General features: G+C 64.2%; 12 protein-coding genes. 6 read left to right on the top strand and 6 right to left on the bottom strand.

Going from position 1 to position 16,343, the window contains the following annotated elements; genetic code table 11:
• Nucleotides 1–111: 111 nt before the first annotated feature.
• The 6 genes from YY7_RS0121320 to YY7_RS0121295 form a co-directional block, all read right to left on the bottom strand.
• Entirely contained in the window at nucleotides 112–1,917 is a 1,806-nt protein-coding gene (locus YY7_RS0121320) for a gamma-glutamyltransferase family protein (RefSeq protein WP_028165001.1), read from the bottom strand.
• Nucleotides 1,918–2,012: 95 nt separating this feature from the next.
• Nucleotides 2,013–3,008, bottom strand: coding sequence for an ABC transporter ATP-binding protein (locus YY7_RS0121315; RefSeq protein WP_028165000.1), 996 nt, complete (start codon nucleotides 3,006–3,008; stop codon nucleotides 2,013–2,015).
• Nucleotides 3,005–3,991, bottom strand: a complete 987-nt coding sequence (locus YY7_RS0121310) for an ABC transporter ATP-binding protein (protein WP_028164999.1) — start codon at nucleotides 3,989–3,991, stop codon at nucleotides 3,005–3,007. Before YY7_RS0121310 ends, YY7_RS0121315 begins: the two co-directional genes overlap by 4 nt.
• On the bottom strand, nucleotides 3,988–4,947 hold the full coding sequence (locus YY7_RS0121305) for an ABC transporter permease (protein ID WP_028164998.1): 960 nt from the start codon (nucleotides 4,945–4,947) through the stop codon (nucleotides 3,988–3,990). Before YY7_RS0121305 ends, YY7_RS0121310 begins: the two co-directional genes overlap by 4 nt.
• A 10-nt stretch (nucleotides 4,948–4,957) precedes the next feature.
• Nucleotides 4,958–5,938 carry an ABC transporter permease gene (locus YY7_RS0121300; RefSeq protein ID WP_028164997.1) on the bottom strand — a complete coding sequence of 327 codons (981 nt, stop codon included), beginning with the start codon at nucleotides 5,936–5,938 and terminating at the stop codon, nucleotides 4,958–4,960.
• Nucleotides 5,939–6,031: 93 nt separating this feature from the next.
• On the bottom strand, nucleotides 6,032–7,624 hold the full coding sequence (locus YY7_RS0121295) for an ABC transporter substrate-binding protein (protein WP_028164996.1): 1,593 nt from the start codon (nucleotides 7,622–7,624) through the stop codon (nucleotides 6,032–6,034).
• Nucleotides 7,625–7,815: 191 nt separating this feature from the next.
• Between YY7_RS0121295 and YY7_RS0121290 the strand changes: the two genes are divergently transcribed.
• The 6 genes from YY7_RS0121290 (at nucleotide 7,816) to YY7_RS0121265 (ending at nucleotide 16,290) form a co-directional block, all read left to right on the top strand.
• The gene (locus YY7_RS0121290; RefSeq protein ID WP_028164995.1) at nucleotides 7,816–9,069 is read left to right on the top strand and encodes an NAD(P)/FAD-dependent oxidoreductase; all 1,254 of its coding nucleotides are present in this window, start codon (nucleotides 7,816–7,818) and stop codon (nucleotides 9,067–9,069) included.
• Between the two features lie 144 nt (nucleotides 9,070–9,213).
• On the top strand, nucleotides 9,214–9,462 hold the full coding sequence (locus YY7_RS0121285; RefSeq protein WP_028164994.1) for a DUF6489 family protein: 249 nt from the start codon (nucleotides 9,214–9,216) through the stop codon (nucleotides 9,460–9,462).
• Entirely contained in the window at nucleotides 9,463–10,263 is an 801-nt protein-coding gene (locus tag YY7_RS0121280; RefSeq protein ID WP_028164993.1) for an esterase/lipase family protein, read from the top strand. It begins immediately after the preceding gene.
• Between the two features lie 74 nt (nucleotides 10,264–10,337).
• Nucleotides 10,338–11,885, top strand: a complete 1,548-nt coding sequence (locus YY7_RS0121275; protein WP_028164992.1) for a wax ester/triacylglycerol synthase family O-acyltransferase — start codon at nucleotides 10,338–10,340, stop codon at nucleotides 11,883–11,885.
• 11 nt (nucleotides 11,886–11,896) lie between these two features.
• Nucleotides 11,897–12,889, top strand: a complete 993-nt coding sequence (locus YY7_RS0121270; RefSeq protein ID WP_028164991.1) for an alpha/beta fold hydrolase — start codon at nucleotides 11,897–11,899, stop codon at nucleotides 12,887–12,889.
• Between the two features lie 167 nt (nucleotides 12,890–13,056).
• Complete coding sequence (locus YY7_RS0121265) at nucleotides 13,057–16,290, top strand: bifunctional cytochrome P450/NADPH--P450 reductase (RefSeq protein WP_028164990.1); 3,234 nt, start codon at nucleotides 13,057–13,059, stop codon at nucleotides 16,288–16,290.
• The last annotated feature ends 53 nt before the right edge of the window (nucleotides 16,291–16,343 follow it).

Genomic DNA, 16,343 nt, shown 5'->3' with positions numbered 1-16,343 from the left:
GCGTCTCGAAGGATGAGGCCACCAGCGGGGCCTCATGGTTCGAGACGCGCTACGCGCTCCTCACCATGAGGGGTTAGCTTGCCGCCCCGCGGCCCGATCGCTTTTCGCCCGCTACCTTCCAGCGGCGTAGCCCTGCATGCCGCGTGGGTTGGCTGCAGCGCGGCGCTTGCGGCCCAACCGTGAAGCCGCGGTCAGCCGTCCTTCCGACCAGTCGGGACCGACTTCGACGATGTGGCCGCGACGCTGCAACTCGTCAATGCTCGCCTTGGGCACGCGGCCCTCGACCACAAGCACGCCAGGGCGCGCGGTGCGTGGCCAGAACGAGATCGGGAAATGCTCGGAATGCCAGGCCGGCGCGTCGATCGCCTCCTGCAGATTGAGCTTGGCATGGACGTGGCGCAGGAAGAACTGCGTGATCCACTGATCCTGCTGGTCGCCGCCCGGCGAGCCCCAGGCCAGATACGGCTCGCCGTCGCGCAGCGCCATGGTGGGCGAGAGCGTGGTGCGCGGGCGCTTGCCCGGCGCCAGCGCGGCCGGATGGTTCTCCTCCAGCCAGAACATCTGCGCGCGGCTGCCGAGGCAGAAGCCGAGCTCGGGGATGACAGGTGAGGATTGCAGCCAGCCGCCGGAGGGCGTCGCCGAGATCATGTTGCCGGCCTTGTCGATGATGTCGAAATGCACAGTGTCGCCGCGCACCTCCCCGAAGCGGCCGACGGTGGGCTCGCCCGCGCCCATCGCGCCGACCGCCTCGCGATGGCCCTCGGCGCGGCGCAGCTTGACCATCGCGCCAAAGCCTTCGACCGAGCCGGGGATGAAGTCGAGCGAAGCCTTGTCCTTCGAGATCAGCTTGCGGCGCTCGTCGTTATAGGCATCCGACAGCAGCGTCTCGATCGGGATATCGGTGAAGTTCGGATCGCCGTAAAACGTCTCGCGGTCGGCGTAAGCGAGCTTGGCGCATTCGATCTGCAGATGGATGAAATCGGCGCTGGTGGGATCGAGGCCGTCGAGGTCAAAGCCTTTCAGCAGCGCAAGCTGCTGCAGCATCACCGGGCCCTGGCTCCAGACACCGGCCTTGCAGACGGTGTAGCGGCCGTAATCGTAGGTCAGCGGCGCTTCGATCGTCGGCTGCCAGCGCGCCATGTCGTCAGCCGACAGCACGCCGCGATGCGGCGAGCCGGAGACGTCCATCACCTCCTGGGTCCGGCAGAATTTGTCGATCGCCTCGGCGACGAAGCCCTTCGACCACACTTGGCGCGCGCGCTCGATCTGCGCGACGCGGTCGCCGCCTGCGCTTTCCGCTTCTTTCAGGATGCGGGCGTAGGTTTCCGACAGGCGCTTGTTGGTGAAGATCGTGCCGGGCCTGGGCACCTCGTTATTCGGAAGATAAACTTCGGCCGAGGTCGGCCAGTGCTTGCGGAACAGTTGCTCTACCGTCTGGATAGTGGCGCAGGCGCGCTCGACCAGCGGAAAGCCTTCGCCGGCATAGGCGATCGCGGGCTCGAGCACATCGCGCAGCTTCAGCGTGCCGTAATCGCGCAGCAGCAGCATCCAGGACTCGAATGTGCCGGGCACGCAGGCGGCGAGGAGGCCGGTGCCGGGGACCATCTCCAGCCCCTCGCTGCGATAATGCGCGATCGTCGCCTTCGCCGGCGCGGGGCCCTGGCCGCAAATCACCTCGGTCTTGCCGCGCCTGACATCGTGCACAATGACAGGCACGTCGCCGCCGGGGCCGTTCAGGTGCGGCTCGACCACCTGCAGCGTGAAGGCTGTGGCGACGCCGGCGTCGAAGGCGTTGCCACCTTTTTCCAGCGTGGCCATGCCGACCGCGGTCGCGATCCAGTGCGTGGAGGTGACGACGCCGAAAGTGCCTTCGATCTCGGGACGCGTCGTGAACGGATCGGGATTGATATTGCTCATCGTTGGCCACCAGTTGTTCTTTGCGGGCGCACTTGATCACAGGCGCGGGCCGCTGCCAACGGCGCGGCCGGCATGGCTACCTCGCATCGTTGTGTTCACACGGGCGCGGCAGCTTCGACGGGGGCGTTCACCGCATGGCAGGCCACGCCGTCGATCAATTCCGGCGCCTTTTGGCGGCACAGGTCAAATGCCAGCGGGCAGCGCGGGTTGAAGGCGCATCCCGGTGGCGGATCGATCGGGTTCGGGATTTCGCCTTTGACGGGAATGCGCTGGCGGCCGCTCATTGCGAGATCAGGAACCGCGCCGAGCAGCATCTTGGTGTAGGGCATGCGCGGATTGTTGAACAGCGTGCGGCCCTCCGCGACCTCCACGATGCGGCCGAGATACATCACGCCGATCCGGCTCGCCATGTGGCGCACGACGGCAAGGTTGTGACTGATGAAGAGGTAGGTGAGGCCGAACTTGTCCTGCAGGTCGCGCATCAAATTGAGGATCTGCGCCTGCACGGAAACATCCAGCGCCGAGGTCGGCTCGTCGCAGACGATGAACTCGGCCTCAGAGGCGAGCGCGCGGGCGATGGCGATGCGCTGGCGCTGGCCGCCGGAGAATTCATGCGGATATTTCAGCCCGTCATCGGCATGCAGTCCGACCAGGGAGAGCAACTCGCCGACGCGGGCACGGATGTCGCGCTCGCTTTGGATCAGCTCGAAGGCGCGGATCGGCTCGGAGACGATGGCATCGACCCGGAAGCGCGGATTGAGGCTCGCATAGGGATCCTGGAAGATCATCTGGATCCGGCGGCGCAAGCGCTGGCGCGCCTGCGCTTGCCTCGGATCGGTCATCGAGACGCCATCGATCACGACCTCGCCCGAGCTCGGCGGCAACAGCCCGACCACCATGCGCGCCACCGTGGTCTTGCCGGAGCCGGATTCGCCGACAAGCGCAAAGGTTTCGCCTTTGCGGATATCGAAGGTGACGCCGTCGACCGCCCTGAGGAATTCGAGATGGCCGCCTTCGAGCACGCGATTGAGCCACGGCTTTGAGACATCGAACACGCGCCGGAGCTTCTTGACCTCGATGAACGATGTCATGCCGCACTCTCCTTCGCGGCGTGGTCGTAGAGATGGCAGGCGACGGCCTGCGCGCCCTGGCGGATCGGTTCGGGACGCTCGACCCGGCAGCGGTCGAAGGCAAAAGCGCAGCGCGGGTTGAACGGGCAGCCCGGCGGAATCGCCGACAATCGCGGCATCGAGCCAGGAATCTGCACCAATCGCTTGTCCTCGCCGGCAAGCGTCGGGATCGCGCCCATCAGGCCCTTGGCGTAGGGATGCAGCGGATTGCGGATGACGTCCTGCACCGGGCCGATCTCGGCGATGCGGCCGGAATACATCACCGCGACGCGGTCGCAGGTCTCGGCGATCACGCCCATGTCGTGGGTCACAAGCATCACGGCGGTGCCATGATCGCGGCCGAGCCGCTTGATCAATGCGATGATCTGCGCCTGTACAGAAACGTCGAGCGCGGTGGTCGGCTCGTCGGCAATGATCAGTTCCGGCTCGGCGCAGATCGCGAGCGCGATTACGACGCGCTGGCGCATGCCGCCGGAGAATTCATGCGGATAGCCGTCGACGCGCTTGTCCGGCGCGGGGATGCCGACCTCGGCGAGCAGGTCGACGGCACGTTTTCGCGCGGCACTTTCCAACAGGTTGGTATGGGTGCGGATAGTTTCGACGATCTGGTCGCCGATCCGGTACAGCGGGTTGAGGCTCGTCAGCGGATCCTGGAAGATCATGCCGATGCGTTTGCCGCGCACGCGCCGGATTTCCTCCGGCGGCAAATGATCGATGCGCATGCCCGAGAGCAGGATCTCGCCGCCGGAGATGCGGCCGGGCGGATCGATCAGGCCAATGACAGCAAGGCCCGTGACCGACTTGCCGGCGCCGGATTCGCCGACCACGCCCAGCACCTCGCCCTTGGCGATCTCGAAGGAGACGCCGTCGATCGCGCGCAACGTCGCGCGGCGGGTGACGAACTCCACCTTCAGGTCACGCACGGAGAGGACAGGCACGGTCATCGGAGCTTCGGATTGAGCGCGTCGCGCAGCCAATCGCCGAGCAGGTTGATCGAGAGGATCAAGCCGGCCAGCGCAATGCCGGGAAAGGCGACGATCCACCATTCGCCGGCGAAGAGATAATTGTTGCCGATCCGGATCAACGTTCCGAGCGAGGGCATGGTGTCGGGCATGCCTGAGCCCAGGAACGACAGCGTCGCCTCGGTGATAACAGCGAGCGCCAGGTTGATGGTGGCGATGACGAGGATCGGGCCCATCGTGTTGGGCAGCACGTGGCGCAGCATGATCTTGGGCGCGGGCAGACCGATCAGTTGCGCGGCGGCGACATAATCCTTGTTCTTCTCCACCATGACCGAGCCGCGCACGGTACGGGCATATTGCACCCAGAAACTCAGCCCGATCGCGACCACGAGGACGGCGAGCATGCTCATCGGATCGAGCCGGTTGCCGAACACGGATTTGGCAACGCCATTGACGATCAGCGCGATCAGGATCGCCGGGAAGGTGAGCTGCACGTCGGCGATCCGCATGATCACGGCGTCGACGGCGCCGCCGAGATAGCCCGCGATCAGCCCGAGCGTGATTCCGATCGCGCCGGCGAAGACGACGCCGAGCACGCCGACGATAAGCGAAATCCTCAAGCCATAGAGAATGGCGGAGAACACATCGCGGCCCTGTTCGTCGGTGCCGAGCAGGAACGGGCTCTGGCCGTCCGCGGTCCAGAGTGGCGAGATGCGTGAGTTCATCAATTGGAGCTGCGCCGGATCGAACGGGTTCTGCACGGCGAGTACGGAAGCAAGGATCGCGAGCAGGAAGAACAGCAGGGTGACGGCGGCCGCGAGCATCGTCAGCTTCGAGCGGCGGAAGGAATAGAACAGGTCGCTGTCGACGGCGCGACGGAACCAGCTTGCACCAGCGTGCGCGGCTTCGGTCTGGTCTTGGACGACTGCGTCGGACATGCTGTGGCCCTCAAGCCGGACGGCTGACGGTGGCGCGCAGGCGCGGGTCGACGATGGTGTAGAGGATGTCGACCACGAGGTTGATCGTGACGAAGATCAGCGAGACCATCAGAAGATACGCCGCCATGATCGGGATATCGACGTTTTGCACCGCCTGCACGAACATCAATCCCATGCCCGGCCACTGGAACACGGACTCGGTGATGATCGAGAATGCAATAACCGAGCCAAATTGCAGGCCGGCCACGGTGATGACGGGAACCAGCGTGTTCTTCAGCGCGTGACCGAAATGAATGGCGCGCGTGGTCAGTCCACGGGCGCGGGCAAAGCGGATATAGTCGGCGCGCAGCACTTCCAGCATCTCCGCGCGCACCAGCCGCATGATCAGCGTCATCTGGAACAGGCCGAGCGTGATCGAGGGCATGATCAGCGCCTTGAGTCCGGACACCGTGAGCAGGCCAGTGGTCCACCAGCCGATCCGCACTACTTCGCCGCGGCCGAATGAAGGCAGCCAGCCCAGGGTCACCGCGAACAAATAGATCAGGAGGATGCCGATCAGGAAGGTCGGCAGCGAGATGCCGATCAGCGACACCGCCTGGCATAGTTTGGCAAGCAGCGTGTCGCGCCTCAGCGCGGCATAGACGCCCATGAGGATGCCGAACACCATCGCGAAGATGGTGGCGCAGACCGCGAGTTCCAGCGTCGCCGGCATCCGTTCGGCGAGCAGTGTCGAGACCGGCTGCCGGAACTGATAGGAGACGCCGAACTTGAACTGCGCCGCGTTGATAAAATAGCGCGCGAACTGGACCAGCACGGGATCGTCGAGCCCGAGCGACTTGCGCACCGCCTCGCGCTCGGCCGCGGGCGTGTCGATCGAGACGATCTGGCTGACGGGGTCGCCGGCGAAACGGAACATCGCGAAGGCGATGATCCCGACGGCGATCATCACCCCGATGGCTTGAACGGCGCGGCGAAGCGTGAAAGCGAGCATCTGTTCCTTTCACCCGAAGCGTTGGTGATTTCCTGTCACTAAGCAAAAGGTCCCGGAAGCGCGGGGCTGCCGGGACCTTGGAGTGACGAAGCTTTATTCCGATTTGACCATCCAGTAGGGCAGCACCTGGTTGTCCGGGCGCTGCACCACTTTCAATTTTTTCGAGACACCCCAGGCCAGCGCCTGCTGATGCAGCGGGATATAGGCCCAGTCCTTCATCGCGATCTCGAAGCCGGCCTTGATCAACTGGTCGCGCTTGGCGGTGTCGGTCTCCTGCAGCACCTTGTCGGCGACGGCGTCGAATTCCTTGTTGCAGTAGCCGCCGAGATTGGTCTCGCCGCGCGCCGATTTCGGATCGTCGCGGCAGCCCATGATGTCATACATCACGTTGTGCGAGTCGAGCGTGCCCGGCGTCCATCCCAGCATGTAGAACGAGGTCTGGTAGCCGCCGGGCTTCAGGATTTTTGCAAAATACTGCGCTTTCGGCTGCGCCAGCAGGTTCACCTTCACGCCGATGCGGGCGAGCATGCCGACCACGGCCTGGCAGATCGCGGCGTCGTTGACATAGCGGTCGTTCGGACAATCCATGGTGACTTCGAAGCCGTCGGGATAGCCGGCTGCGGTCAGGAGCTTCTTGGCGCCGTCGGGATCGAATTTCGGACGGGTGAAATCCTTCGACAGCGCGAACAGTTGCGGCGCGACCATCAGCGCCGACGGCGTCGACAATCCGCGCATCACGCGGTTCTTGATCAGTTCGATGTCGATCGCCTTGTAGAAGGCTTCGCGGACACGGACGTCCTTGAACGGGTTCTTGCCCTTGATGTTGGAGTAGAGCAACTCGTCGCGGCTCTGGTCCATGCCGAGGAAGATGGTGCGGAGCTCCGGCCCCTTCAGCACCTGCGCGTTCGGACTGGAATCGACGCGTGAGATGTCCTGGATCGGAACCGGCTCGATGATGTCGACCTCGCCCGAGAGCAGCGCGGCGACGCGGGTCGCATCGGAGGCGATCGGGGTGAAGACAATTTCCTTCAAATTGTGTTCGGGCTTCTGCCACCAGTTCGGATTGACCTTGAACACCGTCTTCACGCCGGGCTGATGGCTTTCGATCATGAAAGGCCCGGTGCCGTTGGCGTTGAGCGAGGCAAAGCTCGGCGTGGTCGCGGATGCCGGCGTGGGCTGCGTGGCGTTGTTCGCCTCAGCCCACTTCTTGTCCATGATGTACCAAGTATCCCATTGCGAATTCAGGATGGGATTGGGCGAGGTCAGGATGAAATCGACGGTGTAGTCGTCGACCTTGACGACCTTGGCATCGGCAGGAATGCGGGTCTGCAGGTTGGAGCCCTTGGCGCGGACGCGGTCGGCCGAGAACACCACGTCGTCGGCGGTGAAGGGATCGCCGTTTTGGAACTTGACGTTCTTGCGCAGATGGAAGCGCCAGCGGGTCGGCTCCGGCGTCTCCCAGCTTTCCGCGAGCGCCGGAATGATCTTCAGATCCTTGTCGCGCGCGGTGAGTCCTTCATAGACCTGTCCGAGATGGGCATGCGTGGTCGTCTCGTTCAGCGTATGCGGATCCAGCGATTTCAGATCGCCCTGATTGGCGTAGCGCAGCGTCTGGGCTGAAACAGATGTCGTCGTCGCGACGATGGCAAGACTTATTGCCGCAAGCAGATACTGGCGTACCGACATTTGAACCTGTTCCCCGTCTTGGCCCCGCGATGCGCTGTTTGGATATTGCATGCCAATGTTGCCAAAGTTTACCGGGTGCGCAAGCGCGATTTCCCGTAAGACGTGAGATCAGTTTGCGCAGAGGTGCCGCAATCATTAGCTTGACGCTCGCTGGCCGGGCGTGCGCGTAACATTGAACTTTCGGAGTACTGATGGCGGAACTGAGGGCCGACGTCGTTGTCCTGGGGGCTGGCATGGTCGGTGTTGGAGCCGCCTTGCATCTGCAAAAACGAGGCCGCGATGTCGTCCTCGTCGACCGGCATGATGTTGCCGGCGAGGAGACGAGTTACGGCAATGCCGGCATCATCGAATGCGCCTCGGTTTTTCCCTACATGTTCCCGCGGGATTTCGGCGAACTGCTCCGCTATGCGCTGAACCGCGCGCCGCAGGTGCGCTACCGCTTCGCCGACCTGCCGATCTTCCTGCCATGGCTCGCGCGCTATTACTTCGCCTCCTCGGCTGAGGGTGCATTGCACAGCGCGCTCGCCGAGATGCCGTTGATCCGACAGAGCCTGATCGAGCACGAGGCGTTGATTGCAGAAGCCGGCGTTCCGGAATTGCTGCGCAAGACCGGCTGGATCAAACTCTATCGCAGCGAAGCGACCTTCGCCAAGGCCGTGCGCGATACCGAGCGTGCGAAGCAATATGGCGTCACCAACGAAGTCCTCGATGCCAAGGGCATCGCCGCGCGTGAGCCGAACCTGTCGGGTGACTTCGCCGGCGCGATATATTCGCCGGCGCCGGGCTCGATCGTCGATCCCGGCGGGCTGGCAAAGGCCTATGCCGCGTTGTTCGGCCGCAGGGGCGGCCGCTTCTTTGTCGGCGACGCCCGCACGCTCGAACAGTCCGGCGGACGATGGCGGGTGGCCATCAGCGAGGGCAGTGTGACCGCCCGCGAGGTGGTGGTCGCGATGGGCCCGTGGTCCGACCAGGTATTCGGCCCGCTCGGCTATGCGATCCCGCTTCAGGTCAAGCGCGGTTATCATTTGCACCTGAAGCCGGGCGATAACGCCGTGCTCAATCATCCCGTGCTCGATTCCGATCTCGGCTATTGTCTGGCGCCGATGAACCGCGGCATCCGGCTCACCACCGGTGTCGAGTTCGCCCATCGCGACGCACCGGCGTCCCCGGTGCAGGTCGAGCGGGCGGTACCGCGGGCGCGCAACCTGTTTCCGCTCGGCGATCCCGTCGAGGCAAAGCCCTGGAAGGGCGCGCGGCCTTGCCTGCCGGACATGCTGCCGGTGATCGGCAAGGCGCCGCGCCACCCCGGGCTCTGGTTCGATTTCGGCCATCAGCACCACGGATTGACGCTAGGGCCCGTGAGCGGCCGGCTGCTTGCGGAGATGATGACCGGCGAGACGCCGTTTGCGGATGCGAAGCCGTTTGCGGTCGAGCGCTTTGGTTGACCCTGGCAGGCGACGCCTGCCGCCTGCCGTCATCGTCCCGCTTGCGTGACCAGCCCTCTCGCGGCGATACTGCACCACGGCATGATCCTTTCGAAGAATCGATTCCGGGTCATGTTCTTGCGTCAACTGCATTGAGGAGCGGTCATGAAGGTCAATGTCGAAATAGATTGCACGCCGCTCGAAGCCCGGCAGTTCTTCGGCCTGCCGGATGTCGCGCCGATGCAGACGGCGGTCATGGAAAAGCTGCAGCAGCAGATGACCTCGAACATCGAGAAGGTATCGCCGGAAGCTTTGATGCAGAGCTGGCTCGATCCCAAGCTGGCCGAGCGTTTCCAGGACATGTTCGTGGCGATGGCGGGCCTCGGCAGCACCTCGAAGAAGGACAGGAAATAGATGACGGCCGTGGATGGCAGCCGTGAGGAGAGCGAACGCCGGCTGCGTCCACCGAACATCTGTCTGATGCTGGCCGAGGGCAGGGGCCTGTTCGAGTTCAATTCGAGCCTCCTGCTGCTGCCGCTTTTGATGCGTGCGCCGAGAGGGGACGGCCATCCGGTGCTGACGCTGCCGGGATTCCTGGCAAGCGACCTGTCAATGGCGCCGATGCGGCGGTACCTGAAGGCGCTCGGCTATGACACCTATGCCTGGAGCTTTGGTCGCAATGTCCGCGGCCTCAGCCGGATGCGCGCCTCGCTGCGCGATCTGTTGCGGCGGATCAGCGACTCCACCGGACGCAAGGTGAGCGTTATCGGCTGGAGCCTTGGCGGCGTCTATGCGCGCGATCTGGCGCTGAACGCGCCGGAGATGGTGCGCTCCGTCATCACGCTCGGCTCCCCCTTTGCCGGCGATATCCGCGCCACCAACGCGACGCGGCTCTACGAGGCGCTGACAGGCGAGAGCGTCGATGACGCTCCCGAGGTCCGGCAGGCGATCGCCGGCGACATGCCGGTGCCGACCACCTCGATCTACTCGCGCGCCGACGGCATCGTGAACTGGCGCACCAGCGTGCTGCGTCCGTCGGCAACAGCCGAAAATATCGAGGTGCTGCTCGCAAGCCATATCGGGCTCGGCGTCAATCCCGCGGCGCTCTGGGCGGTGGCCAATCGGCTGGCGCAGGCGGAGGGCGAGTTCAGTCATTTTGATCGGTCCGGCCCCTTTGCCATTGCCTATCCACCCCCGGAACAGGCACAATCCTGATCGACGCCGCAGCAAGCGGCCGTCCGAATGAGAGCGCCAGCAAGGCGCCGCGCGACAATCACCGGGAGGGAGCCATGGCCGACGCCAAGAAACTGTCGTCGCTGGACGCGTCGTTTCTCTATCTGGAAACGCCGGAAATGCCGATGCATGTCGGGAGCATGGCGATCTTCCGCCTGCCCGACGACTACAAGGGCGACTTCTTCGAAGACTTCAAGGCGATGATCGCCTCGCGACTGCACATCGCGCCGATCCTGAAATCGCGCCTGGAGAAGGCACCGCTCGACATCGACCACCCTTCCTGGGTGGAGGACGACCAGTTCGACATCGACCGCCACATCTTCCGCGGCAGCCTGCCGGCGCCGCATGACCGCGCCACGCTGGAGCGCCTCGTCGGCTGGATCCATGCCAAGCTGCTCAATCGCGCCCGGCCGTTGTGGGAGTTCTATGTCTTCGAGGGCATGCAGAACAACGAGATCGGCCTCTACTCCAAGATGCACCATGCTTGCATCGACGGCGGCGCGGGCGCTGCGCTCACCAGCATGATCTACGACATCTCGCCGATCCCGCGGAAGGTCGACCCGCCGATCGCGCGGAAGGTCGCGCAGGAACCACGCGACATTGCGGCCAACCTGATCGATTCCTATCAGCTGCTCTGGACCCAGCCGTTCGATGCCGCGGCGGCGCCAAGGACGATCGAGCTGCCGCGCTCGGGCAAGAGCGATCTCGGCTCGATCCTGTTCGACAACGCCATGTTCCAGATCGAGAACGCAATCAAGTTCGCAAGCGCCGTGCCGGCGATGCTGAAAAGCGTGTCGGAAGTCGTGACCAAGGTCTCCGATCCAAAATCGCGCGAAAGCCTCGCCAGCATGGTGTCGCCGCCGACCATCCTGAACAAGGCGATCTCCTCGGAGCGCAGCTTTGCCGGCACTTCGGTTTCGCTGTCTCGCGCCAAGGCGGTGGCAAAGGCGGCCGGCGGCAAGCTCAATGACGTCGTGCTGGCGCTCGCCTCCGGCGTGGTGCGCCGCCATTTGATCAGCCAGGGCGCGCTGCCGAACAAATCGCTGACCGCGGCGGTACCGATCTCGCTGCGCGAGGAGGGCAATACCGAATCGAACAACCAAGTGTTCGGCATGATCTGCTCGATCGCGACCAACGTCGAGGATCCCAGGGCGCGGCTGGAAGCGATCATCGCGCAATCCACCAAGGCGAAGGAGATGTCGCATCCGCTGCGGGCGTTCATGCCGCAGGTCTCCAATGTCTCGATGCTGGGCGCGCCGATCCTGGTGCAGATCCTGGCGCTGCTCTACAGCCGCTCGGACCTGTCGAATGTGCTGCCGCCGGCAGCCAACATCACCGTCTCGAATGTGCCGGGGCCGAGGCAGACGCTCTACGCGGCGGGCGCGGAGCTGCTGCACATCTTCCCGGTGTCGATCGCGACCCACGGCCTTGCGCTCAACATCACCGTGCAGAGTTATCGCGACCAGCTCGATTTCGGTTTCGTCGCCGGCGCGAACATCATTCCGCATGTGCAGATTTTGTGCGACATGCTGCCGGCCGAATTCGAGGCGCTGGAGGCGGCGTTCGTGCCGCCGCCAGCCGAGACCAAAAGCGCCGCTGAATAAGGATCGTCTCGATGATGGAAATGCCCCCGCTGCAATTCGCCCAGACCAACGGCATCCGCATGGGCTTCTATGAAGCCGGACCCAGGTCCGACCGGCCGGCGATGGTGCTCTGCCACGGTTGGCCGGAGCTCGCCTTTTCCTGGCGCCACCAGATCAAGGCGCTGAGCGAAGCCGGTATCCGCGTGATCGCGCCGGACCAGCGCGGCTATGGCGTGACCGACCGGCCGGAGCCGGTTGAGGCCTATGATATCGAGCAACTGACCGCCGATCTCGTCGGCCTGCTCGATCATCTCCAGATCGAAAAGGCCGTCTTCGTCGGCCATGACTGGGGCGGCTTCGTGGTCTGGCAGATGCCGCTTCGGCATCCGGGCCGCGTCGCCGGTGTGGTCGGCATCAATACCCCGCACACCAACCGCGCCTGGGCCGATCCGATCGAACTTTTGCGCAAGCGCTTCGGCGAGCACATGTATATCATCCAGTTCCAGGACCCCGCGCACGAGCCGGACAAGATATTTGGCAGCCGGGTCGAGCAGACCTTTGATGCCTTCATGCGCAAGCCGGCACGGCGGCCCGACGCTCCGGCGGAGGAGGTGGTGGCCGGCGTCGGCGCCTCGCCGCGGCTCAACCTGGCTTTCCCGCAGATGATCGCGAATTACGATGCCCAGCACGATCCGCGCACGCCGATCCTGTCGCCGGAAGAAAAGCAGGTGTTCGTCGATGCCTTCACCAAGACCGGCTTCACCGGCGGCATCAACTGGTACCGCAACATGTCGCGCAATTGGCAGCGCTCCGAAGGGCTCGATCACATTGTGCGCGTGCCGTCGCTGATGATCATGGCCGAGAACGACGCGGTGCTGCCGCCGTCGTCGGCCGATGGCATGGACAAGCTCATCCCGGATCTCGAGAAATACCTGGTCAAAGACAGCGGCCATTGGACACAGCAGGAGAAGCCGGAAGAAGTCAGTGCCAAGCTGATCGAATGGCGTAGAAGGCGGTTTGGGTGAACGCGCGCATCAAGCAACTCCGATCGTCATTCCGGGGCGATGCGCCAGCATCGAGCCCGGAATCCATTTCTCCGCCTGCGCATGCGGCGCGATGGATTCCGGGCTCGCGCTCCGCGCGCCCCGGAATGACGGGGTGAGCTAAAGGCGAGATCAGGAGACATTCCCATATGCCATCCGGCAACCGACTGGCTCCGATCCCGCATCCGCCGACCATGCCCGTGGTCGGCAACATGCTGTCGCTGGATTCGACCGCTCCGGTGCAGCATCTGGTGCGGCTCGCCAAAGAGCTCGGGCCGATCTACTGGCTCGACATGATGGGCGCCCCGCTCGTGATCGTCTCCGGCCATGACCTTGTCGACGAGCTCTCGGATGAAAAGCGCTTTGACAAAGCGGTGCGCGGCTCGCTGCGGCGTGTGCGCGCGGTCGGCGGCGACGGCCTGTTCACCGCCGACACCAAGGAGCCGAACTGGAGCAAGGCGCACAACATCCTGCTGCAGCCATTCGGCAACCGCGCCATGCAGTCCTACCATCCCAGCATGGTCGATATCGCCGAGCAGCTCGTGAAGAAATGGGAGCGGCTCAATGCCGACGAGGAGATCGATGTCGTCCACGACATGACGGCGCTGACGCTCGACACGATCGGGCTCTGCGGCTTCGATTATCGCTTCAATTCGTTCTATCGCCGCGATTATCACCCCTTCGTGGAGTCGCTGGTGCGCTCCCTCGAGACCATCATGATGACCCGCGGCCTGCCGCTGGAGCGCCTGTGGATGCGCCAGCGACGCAAGACGCTCACTGAGGACGTCTCGTTCATGAACAAGATGGTCGACGAGATCATCGCCGAGCGCAGGCGGAGCCAGTCCGATGTCGGCGAGGGCCAGAAGGACATGCTGGCCGCGATGATGACCGGCATCGACCGCGTCACCGGCGAGCAGCTCGACGACGTCAACATCCGCTACCAGATCAACACATTCCTGATCGCGGGGCATGAGACCACGAGCGGCCTGTTGTCGAGCACGATCTATGCGCTGTTGAAACATCCCGAGGTGCTGAAGAAGGCGTATGAGGAGGTCGACCGCGTGCTCGGCCCCGATATCGACGCCAAGCCGACCTATCAGCAGGTCACCCAGCTCACCTACATCACGCAAGTCCTGAAGGAGGCGCTGCGGCTGTGGCCGCCGGCGCCGGCCTATGGCATCGCACCGCTGCAGGACGAGACCATCGGCGGCAAGTACAAGCTCAAGAAGAACACGTTCATCACTGTCCTGGTGATGGCGCTGCATCGCGACCCCAGCGTCTGGGGTCCGAATCCTGATGTCTTCGACCCTGAGAATTTCAGCCGCGAGGCTGAGGCCAAGCGGCCGATCAATGCCTGGAAGCCGTTCGGCAACGGCCAGCGCGCCTGCATCGGCCGCGGCTTTGCGATGCATGAAGCGGCGCTCGCGCTCGGCATGATCCTGCAGCGCTTCAAACTGATCGACGTGCATCGCTACCAGATGCACCTGAAGGAAACGCTGACGATCAAGCCCGAAGACTTCAAGATCAAGGTGCGCCCGCGCGAGGACAGGGAGCGCGGCGTCTTCGCTGGCGCGGCCGCGGCGGCGTCGGCCGCGCCGAGGGCGCCTCGGCCGAAACCGCGCCTGGGACACAACATGCCGATGCTGGTGCTCTACGGCTCCAATCTTGGCTCGACCGAGGAACTGGCGACGCGGATGGCCGATCTTGCGGAGGTCAATGGCTTCAACACCAGGCTCGGTCCGCTCGACGACTATGTCGGGAAATTGCCGAGTGAAGGCGGCGTCCTGATCATCTGCGCCTCCTACAATGGCGCGCCGCCCGACAACGCGACGGAGTTCGTCAAATGGCTCGGCAGCGATCTGCCGAAGGACGCGTTTGCCGGCGTGCGCTACGCAGTGTTCGGCTGCGGCAACAGCGATTGGGCGGCGACGTACCAGTCGGTGCCGCGCTTCATCGACGAGCAGCTCGCCGCCCGCGGCGCCCGCGCCGTCTATCCGCGCGGCGAGGGCGATGCTAGGGCCGATCTCGACGGCCAGTTCCAGAAATGGTTTCCGGCCGCCGCGCAGGTCGCGACCAAGGAATTCGGGATCGACTGGAACTTCACCCGCACGCCAGAGGACGAGCCGCTCTATGCGGTCGAGCCGGTAGCGCCGGCCTCGGTCAATGCCATCGTCGCGCAGGGCGGCGCGGTTGCGATGAAGGTGCTGGAGAATGCGGAACTGCAGAACAAGTCCGGCGCCAATCCGTCCGAGCGTTCGACACGGCACATCGAGGTGCAACTACCGCCCGGCATCACCTACCGCGTCGGCGATCATTTGAGCGTGGTGCCGCGCAACGATCCGACGCTGGTGGACCAGGTCGCGCGCCGCTTCGGCTTCCTGCCGGCGGACCAGATCAGGCTGCAGGTGACGGAAGGCCGTCGCGCGCAGCTGCCGGTAGGCGATGCGATCTCTATCGGGCGGTTGCTCACCGAGTTCGTGGAGCTGCAGCAGGTCGCAACCCGCAAGCAGATCCAGGTGATGGCCGAGCATACGCGCTGCCCGATGACGAAGCCGAAGCTGCTCGCCTACGTCGGCGACGACGATGCGTCCGGTGAACGTTATCGCAGCGAGGTGATGGACAAGCGCAAATCGGTGTTTGATCTCCTGGAGGAGCATCCGGCCTGCGAATTGCCGTTCCACATCTATCTGGAAATGCTGTCGCTGCTGGCGCCGCGCTATTATTCGATCTCGTCCTCGCCCTCGGGCGATCCCGCGCGCTGCAGCGTCACCGTCGGCGTCGTGGAGGCGCCGGCGAATTCGGGCCGCGGCATCTATAAGGGCATCTGCTCAAACTATCTTTCCGGCCGCCGCGTCGGCGACACCGTCCATGCCACCGTGCGCGAGACCAAGGCCGGCTTCCGCCTGCCCGACGATGCGTCGGTGCCGCTGATCATGATCGGCCCCGGCACGGGCCTGGCGCCGTTCCGCGGCTTCCTCCAGGAGCGAGCGCATCGCAAGTCGCAGGGCGCCAATCTGGGGCCGGCAATGCTGTTCTTCGGCTGCCGCCATCCGGATCAGGATTTAATCTATGCCGACGAGTTGAAGGCGTTCGCCGCCGATGGCGTCACCGAGCTGCACATCGCGTTCTCGCGGCTCAATGGCTCGAAGACCTACGTGCAGGACCTGATTGCCGCCCAGAAGAACCGCGTCTGGGACCTGATCGGGAAGGGCGCGATCATCTATGTCTGCGGCGACGGCAGCAAGATGGAGCCGGATGTCAAGGCGACCCTGATGTCGATCCGTCGCGAGCACAATGGGGACGATGCCGGCGCAGCGACGCGCTGGATCGAGGACCTCGGCGCGAAGAACAGGTATGTGCTCGACGTCTGGGCGGGCGGATAGCCACAAATTGTAGGATGGGTAGAGCGAAGCGAAACCCATCGCGTCTATGCGCT

The organism is Bradyrhizobium elkanii WSM2783 (genome assembly GCF_000472865.1).
GTDB classification, from domain to species: Bacteria; Pseudomonadota; Alphaproteobacteria; order Rhizobiales; family Xanthobacteraceae; genus Bradyrhizobium; species Bradyrhizobium elkanii_A.
The sequence above is the reverse complement of the archived record's forward strand: the minus strand, read 5'-3'. Positions and strand labels throughout refer to the sequence as shown.

What these genes read in the sequence shown, in the direction of transcription:
- YY7_RS0121310 (WP_028164999.1), bottom strand. Translation starts at nt 3,991, where the DNA reads ATGACCGTGCCTGTCCTCTCCGTGCGTGACCTGAAGGTGGAGTTCGTC.
- YY7_RS0121285 (WP_028164994.1), top strand. Translation starts at nt 9,214, where the DNA reads ATGAAGGTCAATGTCGAAATAGATTGCACGCCGCTCGAAGCCCGGCAG.
- YY7_RS0121280 (WP_028164993.1), top strand. Translation starts at nt 9,463, where the DNA reads ATGACGGCCGTGGATGGCAGCCGTGAGGAGAGCGAACGCCGGCTGCGT.
- YY7_RS0121305 (WP_028164998.1), bottom strand. Translation starts at nt 4,947, where the DNA reads ATGTCCGACGCAGTCGTCCAAGACCAGACCGAAGCCGCGCACGCTGGT.
- YY7_RS0121315 (WP_028165000.1), bottom strand. Translation starts at nt 3,008, where the DNA reads ATGACATCGTTCATCGAGGTCAAGAAGCTCCGGCGCGTGTTCGATGTC.
- YY7_RS0121320 (WP_028165001.1), bottom strand. Translation starts at nt 1,917, where the DNA reads ATGAGCAATATCAATCCCGATCCGTTCACGACGCGTCCCGAGATCGAA.
- YY7_RS0121275 (WP_028164992.1), top strand. Translation starts at nt 10,338, where the DNA reads ATGGCCGACGCCAAGAAACTGTCGTCGCTGGACGCGTCGTTTCTCTAT.
- YY7_RS0121300 (WP_028164997.1), bottom strand. Translation starts at nt 5,938, where the DNA reads ATGCTCGCTTTCACGCTTCGCCGCGCCGTTCAAGCCATCGGGGTGATG.
- YY7_RS0121290 (WP_028164995.1), top strand. Translation starts at nt 7,816, where the DNA reads ATGGCGGAACTGAGGGCCGACGTCGTTGTCCTGGGGGCTGGCATGGTC.
- YY7_RS0121295 (WP_028164996.1), bottom strand. Translation starts at nt 7,624, where the DNA reads ATGTCGGTACGCCAGTATCTGCTTGCGGCAATAAGTCTTGCCATCGTC.
- YY7_RS0121265 (WP_028164990.1), top strand. Translation starts at nt 13,057, where the DNA reads ATGCCATCCGGCAACCGACTGGCTCCGATCCCGCATCCGCCGACCATG.
- YY7_RS0121270 (WP_028164991.1), top strand. Translation starts at nt 11,897, where the DNA reads ATGATGGAAATGCCCCCGCTGCAATTCGCCCAGACCAACGGCATCCGC.